General features: G+C 45.0%; 14 protein-coding genes and 3 pseudogenes. 9 read left to right on the forward strand and 8 right to left on the reverse strand.

Annotation, left to right across the window (positions count from 1 at the left end; translation table 11 throughout):
• The first annotated feature begins 2 nt into the window (after positions 1-2).
• On the forward strand, positions 3-539 hold the full coding sequence (locus tag HFV01_RS25965; RefSeq protein WP_006668631.1) for a hypothetical protein: 537 nt from the start codon (positions 3-5) through the stop codon (positions 537-539).
• On the opposite strand, the gene polA is transcribed toward HFV01_RS25965, so the two are convergent.
• A complete protein-coding gene (gene polA / locus HFV01_RS25970; protein WP_046321847.1) occupies positions 451-3,333 on the reverse strand; it encodes a DNA polymerase I in 2,883 nt (960 codons plus the stop codon). The two genes, HFV01_RS25965 and polA, sit on opposite strands and share 89 nt — an antisense overlap.
• Before the next feature lie 146 nt (positions 3,334-3,479).
• Here polA and HFV01_RS25975 point away from each other — a divergent pair, with 146 nt between their 5' ends.
• Positions 3,480-4,256, forward strand: coding sequence for a DUF1350 family protein (locus tag HFV01_RS25975; RefSeq protein ID WP_006622140.1), 777 nt, complete (start codon positions 3,480-3,482; stop codon positions 4,254-4,256).
• On the opposite strand, the gene HFV01_RS25980 is transcribed toward HFV01_RS25975, so the two are convergent.
• Positions 4,234-4,782: an ATP-binding protein gene (locus tag HFV01_RS25980; protein WP_006622141.1), complete on the reverse strand. Its 549-nt coding sequence runs from the start codon at positions 4,780-4,782 to the stop codon at positions 4,234-4,236. The genes HFV01_RS25975 and HFV01_RS25980 overlap by 23 nt on opposite strands.
• A gap of 83 nt (positions 4,783-4,865) precedes the next feature.
• Between HFV01_RS25980 and HFV01_RS25985 the strand changes: the two genes are divergently transcribed.
• A complete protein-coding gene (locus HFV01_RS25985) occupies positions 4,866-6,002 on the forward strand; it encodes a PP2C family protein-serine/threonine phosphatase (RefSeq protein ID WP_008051781.1) in 1,137 nt (378 codons plus the stop codon).
• A gap of 177 nt (positions 6,003-6,179) precedes the next feature.
• Here HFV01_RS25985 and HFV01_RS25990 read toward each other — a convergent pair whose 3' ends face one another.
• From HFV01_RS25990 to HFV01_RS26015, 6 genes and pseudogenes are all read right to left on the reverse strand, one after another.
• Positions 6,180-6,530: an STAS domain-containing protein gene (locus HFV01_RS25990; protein ID WP_006668629.1), complete on the reverse strand. Its 351-nt coding sequence runs from the start codon at positions 6,528-6,530 to the stop codon at positions 6,180-6,182.
• Between the two features lie 135 nt (positions 6,531-6,665).
• Positions 6,666-7,733, reverse strand: coding sequence for an RNA-guided endonuclease InsQ/TnpB family protein (locus tag HFV01_RS25995; protein ID WP_260378496.1), 1,068 nt, complete (start codon positions 7,731-7,733; stop codon positions 6,666-6,668).
• 37 nt (positions 7,734-7,770) lie between these two features.
• Positions 7,771-8,346: pseudogene (locus tag HFV01_RS32255) on the reverse strand (IS607 family transposase); the annotation flags it as partial.
• Between the two features lie 119 nt (positions 8,347-8,465).
• Positions 8,466-9,086 carry a nucleotide exchange factor GrpE gene (grpE, locus tag HFV01_RS26005; RefSeq protein ID WP_006622145.1) on the reverse strand — a complete coding sequence of 207 codons (621 nt, stop codon included), beginning with the start codon at positions 9,084-9,086 and terminating at the stop codon, positions 8,466-8,468.
• An 844-nt stretch (positions 9,087-9,930) separates the two neighbouring features.
• Positions 9,931-10,461 carry a DNA starvation/stationary phase protection protein Dps gene (gene dps / locus HFV01_RS26010; RefSeq protein ID WP_006622146.1) on the reverse strand — a complete coding sequence of 177 codons (531 nt, stop codon included), beginning with the start codon at positions 10,459-10,461 and terminating at the stop codon, positions 9,931-9,933.
• 19 nt (positions 10,462-10,480) lie between these two features.
• Positions 10,481-10,873 (reverse strand): annotated as a pseudogene (locus HFV01_RS26015) (zinc ribbon domain-containing protein); the annotation flags it as partial.
• Between the two features lie 546 nt (positions 10,874-11,419).
• Here HFV01_RS26015 and HFV01_RS26020 point away from each other — a divergent pair.
• From HFV01_RS26020 to psb34, 6 genes and pseudogenes are all read left to right on the forward strand, one after another.
• A pseudogene (locus tag HFV01_RS26020) lies at positions 11,420-11,793 on the forward strand (zinc ribbon domain-containing protein); the annotation flags it as partial.
• Between the two features lie 359 nt (positions 11,794-12,152).
• Complete coding sequence (locus HFV01_RS26025) at positions 12,153-13,280, forward strand: 30S ribosomal protein S1 (protein ID WP_008055852.1); 1,128 nt, start codon at positions 12,153-12,155, stop codon at positions 13,278-13,280.
• 105 nt (positions 13,281-13,385) lie between these two features.
• Positions 13,386-14,159, forward strand: a complete 774-nt coding sequence (locus HFV01_RS26030; protein ID WP_006622149.1) for an HAD family hydrolase — start codon at positions 13,386-13,388, stop codon at positions 14,157-14,159.
• A 128-nt stretch (positions 14,160-14,287) separates the two neighbouring features.
• A complete protein-coding gene (gene metK / locus HFV01_RS26035) occupies positions 14,288-15,544 on the forward strand; it encodes a methionine adenosyltransferase (protein WP_006668625.1) in 1,257 nt (418 codons plus the stop codon).
• A 169-nt stretch (positions 15,545-15,713) separates the two neighbouring features.
• Entirely contained in the window at positions 15,714-16,544 is an 831-nt protein-coding gene (locus HFV01_RS26040) for a thiazole synthase (protein ID WP_006622151.1), read from the forward strand.
• Between the two features lie 412 nt (positions 16,545-16,956).
• Positions 16,957-17,127, forward strand: coding sequence for a photosystem II assembly protein Psb34 (gene psb34 / locus HFV01_RS26045; protein ID WP_006622152.1), 171 nt, complete (start codon positions 16,957-16,959; stop codon positions 17,125-17,127).
• Positions 17,128-17,144 lie beyond the last annotated feature (17 nt).

The raw sequence follows: 17,144 nt of genomic DNA on the forward strand, positions 1-17,144 counted from the left end.
TTTTGGTCTTCTTAGTCATCTCGTCCTCTCCATTATACGTCCTAAGTGTTCTGTCTTGTTCTATATTACAGCCCAGTTTTTTCGCTCTGGGATGCGCTAGGGCGGGTTTAGACATTGTTGAGAGGGTTTTTGAGCAAAAACAATTTGCTTTTATTGAGTCGGCGCTGGAGTCCCTCACAGAAGAGTTGGGAGGCTGTCGGGGGGAAATATTGGCAGCAATTACCGACGGGAATTATAGCTTTTCTGAACAGGTACAGTTACGAGGAAAGGCGATCGCTTTAGCCGTAAAATGCGCCCATGCTGCGGTGACAGTATCCAGCGGCGCGGCTAATTTAATTGATCATCCCGCCTCGCGGGTTTATCGGGAAGCCCTATTATTTACCGTTTCCGGTCAAACTCAAGCACTAATGCAAGCTACATTAGAGAATTTCCAGAATTGTCAATTCTCCATTATTTGGCTTCCATCCAATTTGTCCCGGCGTGAATATCTACCACCAACGGAACTGATAAAAATAGACAATTTTCCATGGTGGATTTAATTTGATGTTGGAGTTCCTCCCATTCTGATAAGGGAACCTCAAAGACCAGTTCATCGTGAACTTGTAATAATAGTCTGGCTTGGTAGTTTTTGAGAATTTCAGCCAGTTTAATCATCGCTATTTTAATAATATCAGCACTTGAACCCTGAATAGGTGCATTAGCGGCGGCGCGTAACATTTGTTCATCTTGGTAGTTAAGGCGATCGCGATCGCGTCCTTTTAAACTTTCAAAATAGCGCCGCCTCCCTAAAATAGTTTCCACATAACCCTGATTAATAGCCGCCAACTTTTGCGATTCCAAATACTCAAACACTCCCGGATATTGAGAGTTAAACCTATCAATAAACTGTTTGCCAGCCGTAGCACTTACCCCCACTTCCCGCGCAAATCTTTGGGAACCCATACCATAAATAACCCCAAAATTTATAATCTTTCCTAAGCGCCTTTCATCCGCTGTAATTTCATCCTTATCAAACAGCAATTGAGCGGTCAAACTATGTACATCTTGATTAGTATTATAAGCCTCTATTAACATCTTTTCCTGGCTTAAATGCGCTAAAATCCGTAACTCAATTTGAGAATAATCCGCCGACACTAACAGCCAGCCAGACTCAGGAATAAATGCTTTTCTAATTTGGCGAGAAAACTCCGTGCGGATAGGTATATTCTGTAAATTCGGGTGGGAAGAAGACAGACGACCTGTTGATGTAATCGCCTGATTAAAGTCTGTATGAATGCGACCCGTATCACTTCGCACCAACTCGGGTAAAGCATCCACATAGGTAGATTTTAATTTGGATAACGTCCGATATTCCAGGATATAATTAATCACGGGATGGTCATGTTTTAACTTTTCTAAAACCGTCGCATCTGTAGAATATCCGGTTTTAGTCTTCCGGCTTTTTTTACGGTCTAATTGTAGCCGATCAAATAACAACTCACTCAATTGTTTGGGCGACCCTAAGTTAAACACTTCTCCGGCGGCTTGATGAGATGCTTTTTCGAGACTTTCCAAGGTCTCACCTAACTGCTTTGATAGTTGATTAAGGTAGTCTGTATCAATCCTAATCCCCTGAAACTCCATCCCGGCTAAAATCGGTTCTAGGGGTTGTTCTACCTGTCTCAATAAATCATTTAATGGTGGTACATCTTTGAGGATATCCTGCATTTTTTGGGTGATTTGAAAGGTGGTAAAAACATCTAAGCCGCAGTAATTGGCGACGGTGTTAATATCTAAATCCGCAATAGTTTTGCCTTTGGGGACTAACTGACTATAACTCTGGGCGACTATTCCTAAATCCGGTAAATATCTTAATGATAAATCTGTCAAATTGTGGGATGATTCAGGATTGATTACATAACTGGCTAACATAGTGTCAAAAACTACCCCTTTTAAGGTAATTCCTTGACTCCGTAAGATTAAGCGATCGAATTTGGCATTTTGCAAGGTTTTCGGGTAGTTTTCCGACTCTAAAATCGGACGCAAAGCCGGCAAAACTTCCTCTATATTTAACATTTCCCCCTGGGTATGATTTAGGGGAATATAAGCCAGGTCGGATAATTCCGAACCCCAACAACAGCCAATTCCTACTAAGTTCGCATCCCTCGGTTCTAAGGATGTAGTTTCTGTATCCCAGGCGACTGGTTTATCCGGGTTAGTATGGGTTTTTAGGCGATTAACTAATAGGGCTAAGGCTTCGGGAGTTTGGATGATTTGAGGATGAATAGAATTGGCGATCGCTTTAGTTTCTAAGGCGGTATCCTCAGCACTAAAAAACCACAAATCATCATCATCATTATTCTCGGAACTATCCTCGGAACTATCCAACTCTGTGGGATAGCTTACTTCCGAATTACTTGAGTTAATCTCCACATCAACTAATCCCTTAAATTGGGATTGAAGCTGATGGATTTTATCAATAAATACTTGAAACTCTAACTGCTGTAGTAAAGGGATAATTTCCTGGCTATCAAACCCCTGTAGTTGGCAATCTTCCCAGTTAATATCTAGGGGGACATCACAGATAATCGTCGCCATGTTTTGAGAATGATAAGCCAATTCTTGACCCTGTTTAAGTTTATTGGCGATCGCCCCTTTGATTTGATTGACTGATTCATAAATACTATCTAAGGAACCATATTCCGCCAATAATTTAACCGCCGTTTTTTCCCCAATCCCTCGGACCCCCGGAATACAATCAGACTGATCGCCACACAGTGCTTTATAATCAACCACCTGTTCTGGTTTAATACTTAATTTTTCATAAACCTGGGGGGCGGCAAATTCCTGGGGACTGCTACCCTTCCCATGGCTTAAATGTAAAACCGTAATCTGTTTTTGCTCATCAATTAGTTGAAATAAGTCTTGATCACCAGATAAAATTTTGACCTGATATCCGGCGGCGCTTCCCCGATTTGCCAAAGTTCCCAAAACATCATCAGCCTCGTAGCCAGCCACCGAAAAAATCGGTATACGGAAGGCTTCTAATAATTGTTGGAGGTTATTGATATCCTGAATAAAATCTGCCGGGGTTTCGGCGCGATCCGCCTTATAGTTAGCATCAGCTTCATGGCGAAAAGTGGGTTCAGCCCGGTCAAAAGCGATCGCCACTAATTCCGGTTTATAGATGTCGATAACTTCCAGTAGAGATTGAAGAAAGCCAAAACAGACACTGGTAGGAATTCCTGTAGAAGTTCGCAGTCCCCCGCTGCGACTTTTCCCGAAAGCATAGTAAGCGCGAAAAGCCAAGGAATGGCCGTCAATGAGGATTAAAACCGGAGAGTTAGAAGACACGGGCAAGCCTTTGTGTAACAATATTTTGGTAGATATTTATAATACCAGGGGCGGGTTAATCAAAAAAAACACGGGTCAATCCGAAATCGCCATTAACCAGACCCCCAGATTTGATTATAATTGACAGCGGTAGGAAAAGGTAACTCATGGACTGGCTGGAATTTTCCGATAATTGGGTGTTAATTCCCCCAAAACCCAAAGCGATCGTACATTTTCTCGGTGGGGCGTTTGTAGCATCAGCCCCCCATATCACCTATCGTTGGTTATTAGAACAACTAGGGTTGCAGGGATATGCCATCATCGCTACACCATTTATTAATACCCTTGATCATGGAAATATGGCGCGTGAGGTATTATGGACCTTTGAGGACGGCTTAGAAGACCTATTTGCAGCCCAGAAACTGCGGCGGCGGGGGTTGCCAATTTATGGCATTGGTCATAGTATGGGGTGCAAGCTGCATCTACTGATCGGGTCCTTGTTTGAAGTCGAAAGGGCGGGAAATATTTTGATCTCTTTTAATAACTATACCGCCCGACAGTCAATTCCTTTGGTAGAACAGTTATCATCCGTGATTGATGTGGAATTTACCCCGACCCCACAGCAGACCAATTCCCTAGTTGGCGATCGCTATCAAGTCCGGCGTAACCTGTTGATCCAATTCAGTAAAGATAACATCGACCAAAGTAGCGGACTCTATCAAATTCTCAACCACAGATTTCCTGGACTGGTGACACTTCAGCAGTTGCGAGGCGATCATCAGACCCCCCTAGCCCAGGATATCAGTTGGCCACGAGGAGAATCATTTAGCCCCCTAGACGCGATCGGACAATGGTTTAAACACGAAGTCTATAAAGACCTATACCAACTTAGACGGGAAGTCCTACAATGGCTTAACCCTCTCAGTCCGGTGAAAAATATTTGATGATCACTAAAGAGTTTCTGTGAGGATCACACCGCCGATAACTAAACTTGTCCGCAATATCTCGCATTAGCATCAACCCCCGCCCTCCCGGTGAACCTTGATGGGTTTTCGATGACATCTCTAGCAGTTTTTTATCTAAATCAAACGGTTGACCGTGATCAAAAATGCAGATTTCAATACTATTGTTAAACAGACTGACCTCGATCTCAATAGGAACATCTACAGCCAGTCCCTTGTGCGCGTGTCGCACAGCATTGGTAAATCCTTCTGCTAATGCCAGTTGACAGCGCAGCCAGACTGACTTAGGAATTGATGGTGGCTGTAATTTGCCAAACCATGTTAAAACATCTGCCAACATATCCAAACTGGTTTCCGTTTGCAGGCAGAATGTAGAAGGGATAGGTTGGGAACCTTCAGATTTAATCACTTTTCGATAGGTGCGATCGTCGAGCCATCTTGTAATTAGACTATACTCTATCTTGAATGTTCTGTATAGGATTAGTTCATTGTCATCTAATATAGCCATCCCCGGTGAGATGCTCTGGGTGATCCTAATGGTTAATGATAACTTTGCTTGACCGTCCCTCTAATTGTTTAAACTCAGCGCCCATGTTTAAAATTTTAGTGATTGATGATGATACCATAATTCGAGAACTGCTCAAAAGAACACTCAAAAAGCAGGGTTATGATGTGGTGGTAGCTAGTAATGGCGAGGAAGGCATAGAAAAGGCTAAAGAATTGCGTCCGGCTTTGATGATTTGTGATTGGATTATGCCTCGGCTGACCGGAATTGAAGTATGCCGACAAGTTAAGGCTATGCCGGAATTATCAACTACTCAGTTTTTTTTACTTACTTCTCTGACCGCTGTTGATGATCGCGTTAAGGGTTTAGATGCCGGGGCTGATGATTTTCTGTCTAAACCTATTGAGATGAATGAGTTATATGCTAGGGTGAGAGCCGGTCTGCGACTTCATCAACTTAGCCAAGATTTACAAACTCAAAAACAGTTATTGGAAACTGAGTTATCCGAAGCCGCCGAATATGTGCGATCGCTACTTCCTGAACCCCTGGAAGAACCTGTGCGTATTGAGGCAAAATTTATCCCCTCTCGGCAATTGGGGGGAGACTGTTTTGATTATTGTTGGCTCGATGCCGACCATTTATCTATCTATTTATTAGATACTTCTGGTCATGGACTTAGGGCGGCATTGCCCTCGGTTTCCGTGTTGAATTTATTGCGATCCCGTGCTATCCCTAATATTAACTATTATCAGCCTAGTGACGTATTGCGATCGCTTAATACTACCTTCCAAATGACCTATCAAAATGATAAATATTTCACCATTTGGTATGGCGTTTATAACCGCATTTCCCGACAATTAACTTACTCTAGCGCTGGGCATCCTCCCGCCATTCTACTATCTGGAAAAAACCCCAATAATCTACAATTTCAACAATTAAAAACCCCCGGAATGCCTGTAGGTATGTTCCTAGAAGCTGCCTATATTGACGCTTCTTGTCACGTCGAAAAAAACAGCAACCTTTATATTTTTAGTGATGGAGTCTATGAAATTCATCAACCCGGTGGTAATATTTGGGGAATGGATGCCTTTATTAAACTTTTAATGAGAAACAATAACTTTCAATCCGGGAGTTTAAATAACATCTTAGAAGCCGTCAAAACCATCAATTTTGACCATCCCTTTGAGGATGATTTCTCCCTTATAAAAGTTAGTTTACCCTAAAAAATATGTGATTATTTGGCATGAAAAAATATCATATTTTGATGGTTATAAATTTTGATAAAAACCGTTGAGCCTGCATAATATCAACATCAATTACACAGACCCAAATATCTATCCCAAAACCAGTTTTTTATTTCCCAAAACCCCGATTAAAAATTCAGAGGATGATTGGCATAACTAGCCGAGGTAACTTTGTTTTTTCTCAAACTCCTGTCGATTTTCAAAAATTGGTTGAAACACTCGATCCATACTGGTTAGTTCAAACAGAATTCTAATCTGTTCATTAATCGAACAAATTACCAATTTACTATCTGCCGCTCGAACCGTTTTCAGAGCCAGTACCAGAGCCCCCAGACCAGAGCTATCCATAAATGTGACATCCTGAAAATCAATCAAGATGGTTTTAGCTCCCTTTTCAACTAACCTAGAAATATCCTGACGGAATTGGCTAGCTTTAGTACCGTCTAAAATACCTTGGGGCTGTAGGATTTGAACATCAGAACTCATATTCTTTTGAGATTGAAGCATAGAAATGACTCGCCATATTCCGCTAGTATAGCCTGTGAATGCGTCCTCAAGCCAAACTCTCCTACCCAAACAACAATTATAGAGGCTTACAGCCCAATTAAGGCTCTCAGAGACAGAATTTCACATCTGATACATTTACGCGACATTTATCCGGCTATTGCCTGACAATGCGACGATAGCACTATTACCCGTTAAGGTAACAGAGGCGGTATCCCGCAAAGCTTTTAGAAAGATTCCAAAAGCACCGTTCCAGTCCCTGGGTAGAGTGAACCCACACTCCAGACATCGGAACACTTTTGAGCCACCTAGCTGGGAATGGACATGACCACAGTGAGTACAGGTTTTGCTGGTGTATTCTTCCGTCACATCTACAACTGTGGTTCCAGTTATCTCGGCTTGATGTCTCAGGGTTAGTTTGAATCGATAATGCGCCCATGTCAGCATGGCGCGGGCAGTCTTGGATTTGATTTTCCGCTTGGCTTTGGCAACCATGTTGGAAGTCTCGAAGGTCGGCAGAAAAATTAGGCTGTAGTTGTGAGTCAAGTAGTGAGCAATTTGTTTGTGGGCTTCATCAACTAGATTGCGGATTTTGGTTCTCATTCGTTGAGCCGCTTGCCTCATCCGTCGCCTCCTTGAACGACAGGGTTCCTTGGCGATTCGGCTCATCAAATCATCCAAATGTTGACATAACCGAGTGATGCGTCCTATATCTCCGGAGCCCAATTCCAGAAACCGAGAGCCATCAAACCCGGTCATAAAAGTTCGCACACCCGGGTCTAATGCAATTACGCCATTCGCTTCAGTTGGGGTAACGGCAACTGGTTCAGGGAAAATCGCCAACCATCGACCTTTGGTAAACACCAACTGAGTCCCTTGCCCGCAAGTTTTAGGGATGGGTTCGGAAACCATGAAAGTTAATCCTTTCGTTAGTCTTGGATACCAACTCCCTGAAGAGAAATTAGTATTATTGAACTTAATCGCTTGAGAACTATCCCGACAGCTCCTAAACCTTGCGCCAGGACTGGCTGAAAAGGCGAGATAGGCATCAAAGATAGCATTCTGCCGAATATGGCCGGGTGTTTCTTTGACCCATGCAGGCAAGTCGCTCTGCATCACTTCGTTGCGTAATTTCAGTTTGCTTAGTCGTTTACCACTCCTAGATAATGCAATTGCTTGGTTGTAGCAATACCGACAAGCGGCCAACCATTTGCGCCAGACTTGATTTAGCTCGGGGCTGGGGTAAATCCGGATCTTCTTTGACCTGAGTTTTGTATTTACTCCGTCCGTATAATCGGGAACTGAAGCAGTGGAGGATGGCGAGGATGTCCTCAACCATTTGTCGTTCTGGACTGAGACTTGTCTGGTTGAGAACCATGAGTGAGCACCTGTTTTGCTCACAGAGCCATCGAAACAAGTCAAATCCAAACCTTGCCAGTCGGTCTTTATGGGCAATGACAACCATGCGGACATCTCCTGACAAATGATGTCCCAGTAAGGCCAGCATTTTCTTTCCCTTGAAGTTGAGCCCGCCTCCGATTTCTGAGACGACTTCTGCTTCGGGGTAGAGGTTGGACAGTGCGGCCACCTGTCGGTTGAGGTCGGACTGCTGGGCGCAGCTACTAACTCTGGCATAGATAACGACTTTGCGTTTGTCACTGCCTGATTTGGCAGCAGTATATCACTCAACGTTGTATCGTCGTTGCCCAGCGGGGGTTCTGATGGTCTCGATTGAGCCATTTTCGTTCCATCTGCGGAGTGTTCTTTCATGGACTCCAAGGATTTGGGCGGCTTCCTTGGGTTTGACATATCTGGCAATAGGTTTATCCTCAACTCTTCTCGCTTCTTATACCATATTGCCCTAAAATATTAACCTAATTTGAGATTAAATCATGCTCCTAAATCAGACACAAAGGGTAGTCCATCATGTGGGTTTCCCTAACCTCCCTGAATCCTCAAATTATCATCGGTTGGGACTTTTACCTGGGCGCGCCAGAGAAGACGATCGCCCTTTCGGTAGCCAGCAGAAGTGACAGTCACCCTATCTCCCGGCTGTGCAGTTCCCTGGACTAACTGGTGTAGATGCGGATTGTAGGGAACCTCAGAGGCGATCGGTGCAATTATCTCCACTCCCCATTGTTGCACAAGTCGCTCCACTGGTTTCACCAAAGGCAATATATTTTTGGCAGGAATTTGGGGATTTTCCTCAACTTTTTCGGTAACTTTGGGCCAATTCAACAACCAAGATTCCAAAATATCTAAACTAGCTTGTTCAAATTCCCGACCTACAGACTCCCGCAATTGTTCCATCTCAGCTTGTAGCCGTTCATATTCCTGACGGAAAGCCGAATTAAACCCCGAATAGGCGAAGCTACTCTCCTCCGGGGCGAAAATGCTCAACAGTTCCATCAGAGAAATTCCCAGCCCCTCCGCAATTTTCATTAAAACATCCACCCGGGTCTGCATGACCAAACCCTGACATAGCCGAAAGAACTGTCTCTCCTCGACCCCTGAATATCGGCTTAACTCTCGTATACTGGAAAACCCCGCCCGCCGCATAAGTTTTTGTAACTGCGGGGTATAGTCAGATGATGATGGCGACCCGTTCATGGCTAGACAACCTTGCTGTTGACACTCCTCGTCCTGAAGTCCGAGGATTCTTGGGCCCAATCCTGCCTCCACTAACCTAAGTTAGTTTTGGTCTTACAGTTTCATGTCGTATCCGACTACACCTTTTACAGCAAGCACTCGCTATGGACTACTCCCCAAGCGTAAATTCGGGTATGCCCTACCCTATTTTAAGTTCTATTTTCACCCACAGAAGCCATATTCTTTGTTAGAGAGCAGTGAGGTATTGGGGCAACCTAATGGAAGGTTGGTGACACTAGCCTTTTGACAACGGTCAGTTCGCGTGCCACGACTACACATCTGATTTTCCGCTTCTTTGAGTTTTAGCACAAAGTCGCCCTGAAGTGCAAGGTTTTAAACCCATTTCTCTGATAAATGTAGCCTAGCCCAGATGGTGGTTATCAGCAAGTCTATAACCTGGTAATGACCGGAAAACTCAGGAAAATTTATACAACCGGATGAGTGGGACTTAACGGTTGCCCCAGTGTGTCAACCACAAAAACGTAATTTGGGTAATTTGGTATTTAAGCTATCTCCCAGATGGGGTAATGTTTGCCTCGGTCATGTTAAAGGGGCTTTTTACGTCTAGCTCACTGGAGCTTACAAATCCACTCATCTCGTTCCTTAAAGATAGACGACAGAGCAACAGGCTGGCGCTCACCTGTAGGTGTCATCACCCCCTTAACGTAGGTCTAATCCTGGACCTGCATCGATCATCTCCTTTGAGGAGTAATTTCGGGATCGAGCCGGAAATTATCGGATTTTATGCAAGAGTCTAGTGGCTGGCTAATGGCTGATTAGCATTACCCTGTAGGTGGGCTTCTAAGAACCACAGGCGCATATCAGCAGTGCGGGAAATTTCTGTATATAGGTCTGCTGTGTCTGCATCACCCAGATTATCAGTTTTGTCGATCGCCTCTCGCAGGGACTTAGCATACACACCAAAGCGATCGGCCAAAGCCACAATATGATCTGTGCCATTATCAATATTTAGTGGATATTCTGGTAAAATCGATTCAGACGCTGCCCGACGAGCCGTTCCCATCGCATAACCTCCCAGGGCGGTAACTCGTTCAGCAATCATATCCACATATCCCTCTAATTCCCCTGCTAGTTCATCAAACAACAGATGTAGGGAGTAGAAGTTCAGCCCTTTAACATTCCAATGAGCCTGCTTAACCTGGGTTTTCAGGTCGAGAGTAGTTGCTAAACTTTGATTGAGGATTGTGATAATTTGAGACCGGGTGTCTTCCGGTAAATCTATACGGCTTGAGTACAGTCTAGTTTTGGTAGTGGTGCTAGTCATAAATTAATTACTGATACATTTACGCGACATTTATCCGGCTATTGCCTGACAATGCGATGATAGCACTATTACCCGTTAAGGTAACAGAGGCGGTATCCCGCAAAGCTTTTAGAAAGATTCCAAAAGCACCGTTCCAGTCCCGTGGTAGAGTGAACCCGCACTCCGGACATCGGAACACTTTTGAGCCACCTAGCTGGGAATGCACATGACCACAGTGAGTACAGGTTTTGCTGGTGTATTCTTCGGTCACATCTACAACTGTTCAGTTATTTCCGCGCTTATGTCTCAGGGTTAGTTTGAATCGATAATGCGCCCATGTCAGCATGGCTCGGGCAGTCTTAGACCTGATTAGACGCTTCACCTGACTGGCCATATTGGCAGTCTCGAAGGTGGGCAAAAAAATCCGGCTGTGTTATGGGATGGTCAGGGATGCGACCCAATCAACCAAGGGGTTGAAGTCCTCACCGGGTAGTTATTTCGCCCATTTCAGCTCTATTTCATACCCGAAGGTCTCGCACCCATACTTGGTATTGTAGCGCATCGCCCTAATTGGTTCAACTAATCTGCGATTAAATTAAGCTCTCCCACCGTTTGATGGAGGTGGGTACTTCTACCAGTCTCAGCCCCTTGACAATCTCGGTACTGAAAATGCTAGGATAAAAATTTGCTAAACTTTTGCTAAAGTATGGCATAATGGATAGGCTCTGAGTTAAACTAAAAATATTTTTAACGAATCCGAGCCAGCGGTCCGGCTCTGTTGCCCTTTGGTAAGAGCATGATTTAATCTCAAATTAGGTTAACATTTTACGGCAATACGGTATAATACCAAGTATGGTGCGAGACCTTCGGGTATGAAATCGAGCTGAAATGGGCGTGGGGACTACCCGGTGAGGACTTCAACCCCTTGGTTGATTAGGTCGCATCCCTGACCATCCCATAACACAGCCGGATTTTTTAGCCCACCTTCGAGACTTCCAATATGGTTGCCAAGGTGAAGCGTCTAATCAGGTCTAAGACTGCCCGAACCATGCTGACATGGGCGCATTATCGATTCAAACTAACCCTGAGACATCAAGGGGAAATAACTGAACAGTTGTAGATGTGACCGAAGAATACACCAGCAAAACCTGTACTCACTGTGGTCATGTCCATTCCCAGCTAGGTGGCTCAAAAGTGTTCCGATGTCCTGAGTGCGGGTTCACTCTACCCAGGGACTGGAACGGTGCTTTTGGAATCTTTCTAAAAGCTTTGCGGGATACCGCCTCTGTTACCTTAACGGGTAATAGTGCTATCGTCGCATTGTCCGGGAACAACCGGAAAAATGTCGCGTAAATGTATCAGTCAGGATCAAAGCTAGGTCAGAGTCCTGGTCTTAACTTAAAGACTAAGGCATAGACCAGCGGGCAATATGGATACATACTTAGAGATGGCAGCTACTAGGCATGGAGCCAAGGGTATTGATACCATTGTGTGACAACTGCTGAAAATTGCCCGTAATTAAATTCGGGTGAGTAGTCAACCAGGTTATAACCAGAGGCCACCGATTGAGGTAAAATGCACCTAACTGGGGTCCCAATTAACAAATTTGGGTCACTAGAATAGAGCAGATCCACCCCCCCGGAAACCCAAAACCGCTGCCCTCTGTCCAATGTAAACACAATTAAGGGGAGAAATTCTAGGAAACGACTCGCATGATCAATCAGACACTAACAAGTAGAGATGTGGGCTTTACCCACGAAGATTTTGCCGCCCTGTTGGATAAGTATGATTATCACTTCAGCCCCGGAGATGTGGTGCCGGGCACAGTTTTCAGTTTAGAACCCCGGGGCGCTCTGATTGATATTGGTGCTAAGACAGCAGCATACATTCCGCTACAGGAAATGTCGATCAACCGGGTGGAGAGCCCGGAAGAAGTATTGCAGTCCAATGAAACCAGGGAATTTTTTATTCTCACGGATGAAAACGAGGATGGACAACTTACATTGTCAATCCGTCGCATAGAATACATGAGGGCTTGGGAGCGAGTTCGCCAACTGCAAGCAGAAGATGCTACAGTTCGTTCTCAGGTTTTTGCCACTAACCGAGGTGGGGCTTTAGTCCGCATTGAGGGATTGCGTGGTTTTATTCCTGGTTCCCATATCAGCACCCGGAAACCTAAAGAAGAATTGGTAGCGGAAGAACTACCACTGAAATTTTTAGAAGTTGATGAAGACCGCAACCGTTTGGTTCTCAGCCACCGTCGCGCCTTAGTTGAGCGTAAGATGAACCGCCTAGAAGTAGGTGAAGTGGTCATCGGTACGGTGCGAGGAATTAAACCTTACGGTGCATTCATTGATATCGGTGGTGTCAGCGGTTTGCTGCACATCTCAGAAATATCTCATGATCATATTGATACCCCCCACAGCGTCTTCAATGTTAATGATGAAGTGAAAGTCATGATTATTGATCTTGATGCTGATCGGGGTCGGATTTCACTGTCTACTAAGCAGTTAGAACCGGAACCGGGGGCGATGGTGAAAAATCCTGAGATGGTTTATGAGAAAGCTGAGGAAATGGCTGCTAAGTTCCGGGAAAAAATGCAGGCTGAACAGCAAGGTATCCCGGTAGTTGAAACGGCAGCAGAGACAGCAGAGACAGCGGAGGTAGCAGAATCTACGGCTGATATCCCACCGGCTACTGATGTGGAAACGGAAGCGCAATTGGCTGATCAGACTGAGGAGCAACCGATTTCAGAATCAGAGGCGATCACAGAACCGGTAGCCGAAACAGAGGCTGTAGAAGATTCAGAAGAAGAGATTCCCATAGCAACGGAATCCTAATTGCTGAACAATCAGGGAAAAAAGAGGGATAACCCTCTTTTTTTTTCGTATTTGGTAGGGTATAGATTTAAAACGGAAGGTGCTAGAAAATATGAGGTCTGAACCTTGCCCAGTATTCGAGTTAATAACATTACATTCGATCGCATAGAAGCTATCATTTTCGATAAAGATGGCACTCTCGAAGACTCCCAGGAATTCTTGCGAAAATTGGGACAGGTGCGATCGCGTTTAGTTGATGCCCAAATTCCCGGCATTGGCGAACCCCTACTGATGGCTTTTGGTATAGAAAACGATACCCTAGACCCTACAGGTTTAATGGCAACAGGAACACGCCAAGAAAATGAAATTGCCACCGCCGCCTATATCGCGGAAACCGGACGGGGATGGATAGAGTCGAAAAACATTGCTCAGAAAGCCTTTATAGAAGCCGACAACAGCTTTAAAAACCATCCGCCATCACCCCTATTCGTAGGCGGCTTAGATGTGCTGAAATCGCTATATGACGGGGGTATTAAACTAGGGATTTTGTCGGCAGCTACGACGGAACAGGTGCAAGCATTTGTCACCCGCCATAAGTTAGATCCATATATACAACTACAGAAGGGGGCTAGTGAAAATTTAGCGAAACCTAACCCAGCCCTATTTGTTCAGAGTTGCCAGGAACTAGGGGTAGAACCAGGGAAAACCTTAATGGTGGGAGACTCTGCTGGGGATATGCAAATGGCGAAACAAGCCGGAGCGGCTGGGGCGATCGGTATTTGCTGGCAACCATCAAGCCATGATTTACAAATGGCTGATGTGGTAATCTCGGCACTTGATGCGATCGCAATTATTACCGGGGGAGCCTCCAATCAGCCTCTATCTCCATCAAATTCGTGATAACCAACCCATTAGAACCCCATTGAGTCCTCAAACTTTCATGATCCGTTGTAGGGAGCAGCAGTTTGGTATATTGGACGGGATAGTGCGTACTGGGAACAAATCAATCATCCAACAGGAGAAAAGCCTTGTCTAATCGTCAATATCTGTTTACCTCTGAATCAGTCACAGAGGGTCATCCTGATAAAATCTGCGACCAAATTTCTGATGCCATTTTAGATGCTCTCTTGGCTCAAGATCCTAAAAGTCGGGTCGCTGCCGAAGTAGTTGTCAACACAGGCTTAGTTCTAATTACCGGGGAGATTACCACTAAAGCCCAAGTTAATTATATCGAACTAGCCCGTAAAAAAATTGCCGAAATTGGCTATATACACGCCGAAAATGGCTTTTCAGCAGATAGCTGTTCAGTATTAGTTGCCCTTGATGAACAGTCCCCAGATATTGCCCAAGGTGTTGACCAAGCCCAGGAAAATCGGGAAAAACTGAGTGAAGCTGCCCTAGACTCTATCGGTGCTGGTGATCAGGGATTGATGTTCGGTTTTGCTTGCAATGAAACCCCGGAACTGATGCCTATGCCCATCAGTTTAGCTCACCGGATGTCTAGGCAGTTGACCGCTGTTCGCAAAGATGGGACTTTGCCTTACTTGCGACCTGATGGCAAAACTCAAGTTACTATTGCTTACGAAAACGATCGCCCGGTCAGAATAGACACCATTTTGATCTCAACCCAACATACAGCAACTATTGGCGATATTACTGACCCCCAAGCCGTCCAAGATCGCATCAAAGAAGATTTGTTGGCTAAGGTGATCACTCCAGCTTTGGAAGGCATTGATATTAAACCTGACGAAAATACTCGCTTTTTAGTTAACCCTACTGGTAAATTCGTCGTCGGTGGACCTCAAGGGGATTCGGGTTTAACCGGTCGTAAGATTATTATTGATACCTATGGCGGTTATTCCAGACATGGCGGCGGCGCTTTTTCTGGGAAAGACCCCACCAAAGTAGACCGCAGTGCTGCTTATGCTTGCCGCTATATTGCTAAAAATATTGTGGCTGCTGGTTTAGCCGATAAGTGCGAAGTTCAAGTAAGTTATGCGATCGGGGTAGCTCGTCCTGTTAGTCTATTTATTGAGACTTTTGGCACCGGTAAGGTAGATGAGCAACAACTGCTGAAAGTGGTGCAAGAAAACTTTGAGTTGCGTCCGGCGGGTATGATTCAAGAGTTTAACCTGCGGGATTTACCAGCCCTACGGGGAGGCCGTTTCTTCCAAGATGTGGCAGCCTATGGTCACATGGGACGCACGGATCTCGATCTACCTTGGGAAAAAACTGATAAAGTAGAATTACTCAAGCGGGAATTACTGCAAACGGCAACGGTCTGATACCTGGGTTTTGATAGCCTTCTGTAACTAGCACTTCCCGCCTGTAGTGATTATCGGTGCGGCGGGAAGCCGGATAATGATGGCCCAGGTATTTGATGTCCCGCCAGGGTAGGGATAAGATCTGTCTTGTCTGTACTATCCCCTTTGTGTCAAGTTCAAGGATGATGCTATGCAAACTGTTGAAAAACCAGTATCACAACCTGTTGATTCTCCGCTAACGATCGCTGGTAGGTCATTTACATCGCGTTTGATGACCGGAACTGGTAAATATCGCAGTTTAGAACAAATGCAGGAAAGTATTGTTTCTAGTGGCTGTGAAATAGTGACCGTCGCGGTTAGACGGGTGCAAACTCAGGCTCCTGGACATGAGGGGCTGGCGGAGGCGATCGACTGGTCAAAAATTTGGATGTTACCTAATACTGCTGGCTGTCAAACGGCGGAAGATGCTGTGCGGGTGGCGCGTCTGGGTCGGGAAATGGCTAAGTTATTGGGTCAGGAAGACAATAATTTTGTCAAGTTAGAGGTGATTCCTGATTCTAAATATTTACTACCTGACCCCATAGGAACTCTGAAGGCGGCGGAACAATTGGTAAAAGAAGGGTTTGCGGTTTTGCCTTATATTAATGCTGATCCTCTGTTAGCCAAACATTTGGAAGAGGCGGGTTGTGCGACGGTCATGCCTTTGGGATCTCCTATCGGGTCTGGTCAAGGGATTAGAAATGCAGCCAATATTCAGATTATTATTGATAATGCTAAGGTTCCGGTGGTGGTAGATGCCGGAATTGGTACTCCCAGTGAGGCGGCTATGGCTATGGAAATGGGGGCTGATGCTTTGCTGATTAATTCGGCGATCGCTTTGGCGAGTAAACCATCTATGATGGCGGATGCTATGGGAATGGCGGCGAAAGCCGGACGTATGGCTTATTTGGCGGGACGTATTCCGGTTAAGGATTATGCGATCGCTTCTTCCCCTCTCACCGGTACAATCACATCTGTCTAATTTCTGTAGGCAAAAGTCTCACTGGCCAATCTTTTTCTGCCATAGTCCGCACCCATGTGCTACAATGATCCTGTCAGTGCGAGACGTTCAGGCACGAAATAAGGCTGCAATGCCCGAAATAACCCCCTGGTGGGGACTCCAGCCCATTGGTTGATTGGGTCGCATCCCTGACCATCCCATAACACAGCCTAATTTTTGGGCTCATCTTTGAGACTTCCAACATGGTTGCCAAGGTGAAGCGAAAAATTAGGTCTAAGGCTACCAAGGTAAACAGTGCTTTGGGATCATCTTTCTAAAAGCTTTGCGGGATACCGCCTCCATTACCTTAACAGGTAATGGTGCTATCGTTGCATTATCCGGAACCGGAAAAATGTCGCGTAAATGTATCATATGATATTAGGACTATATACGAATGCCTTATACAACCGAAGAAGATGGACTCATCAATAACTTTGCTGTAGAACCAAAAGTTTATACAGCCGAACCTCCCAATAAAACTCAGAAGCGTAACTACATAATTTGGGGAGTGCTTGCTGTGGTTTTGGTGGGTGGTGTGTTAGCTATTGCGGTAGCTGCATCTTAAAATCAGTCCAGAAATTC

The sequence above is a fragment of the Limnospira fusiformis SAG 85.79 genome, assembly GCF_012516315.1.
In the GTDB taxonomy this organism is placed as follows: domain Bacteria; phylum Cyanobacteriota; class Cyanobacteriia; order Cyanobacteriales; family Microcoleaceae; genus Limnospira; species Limnospira fusiformis.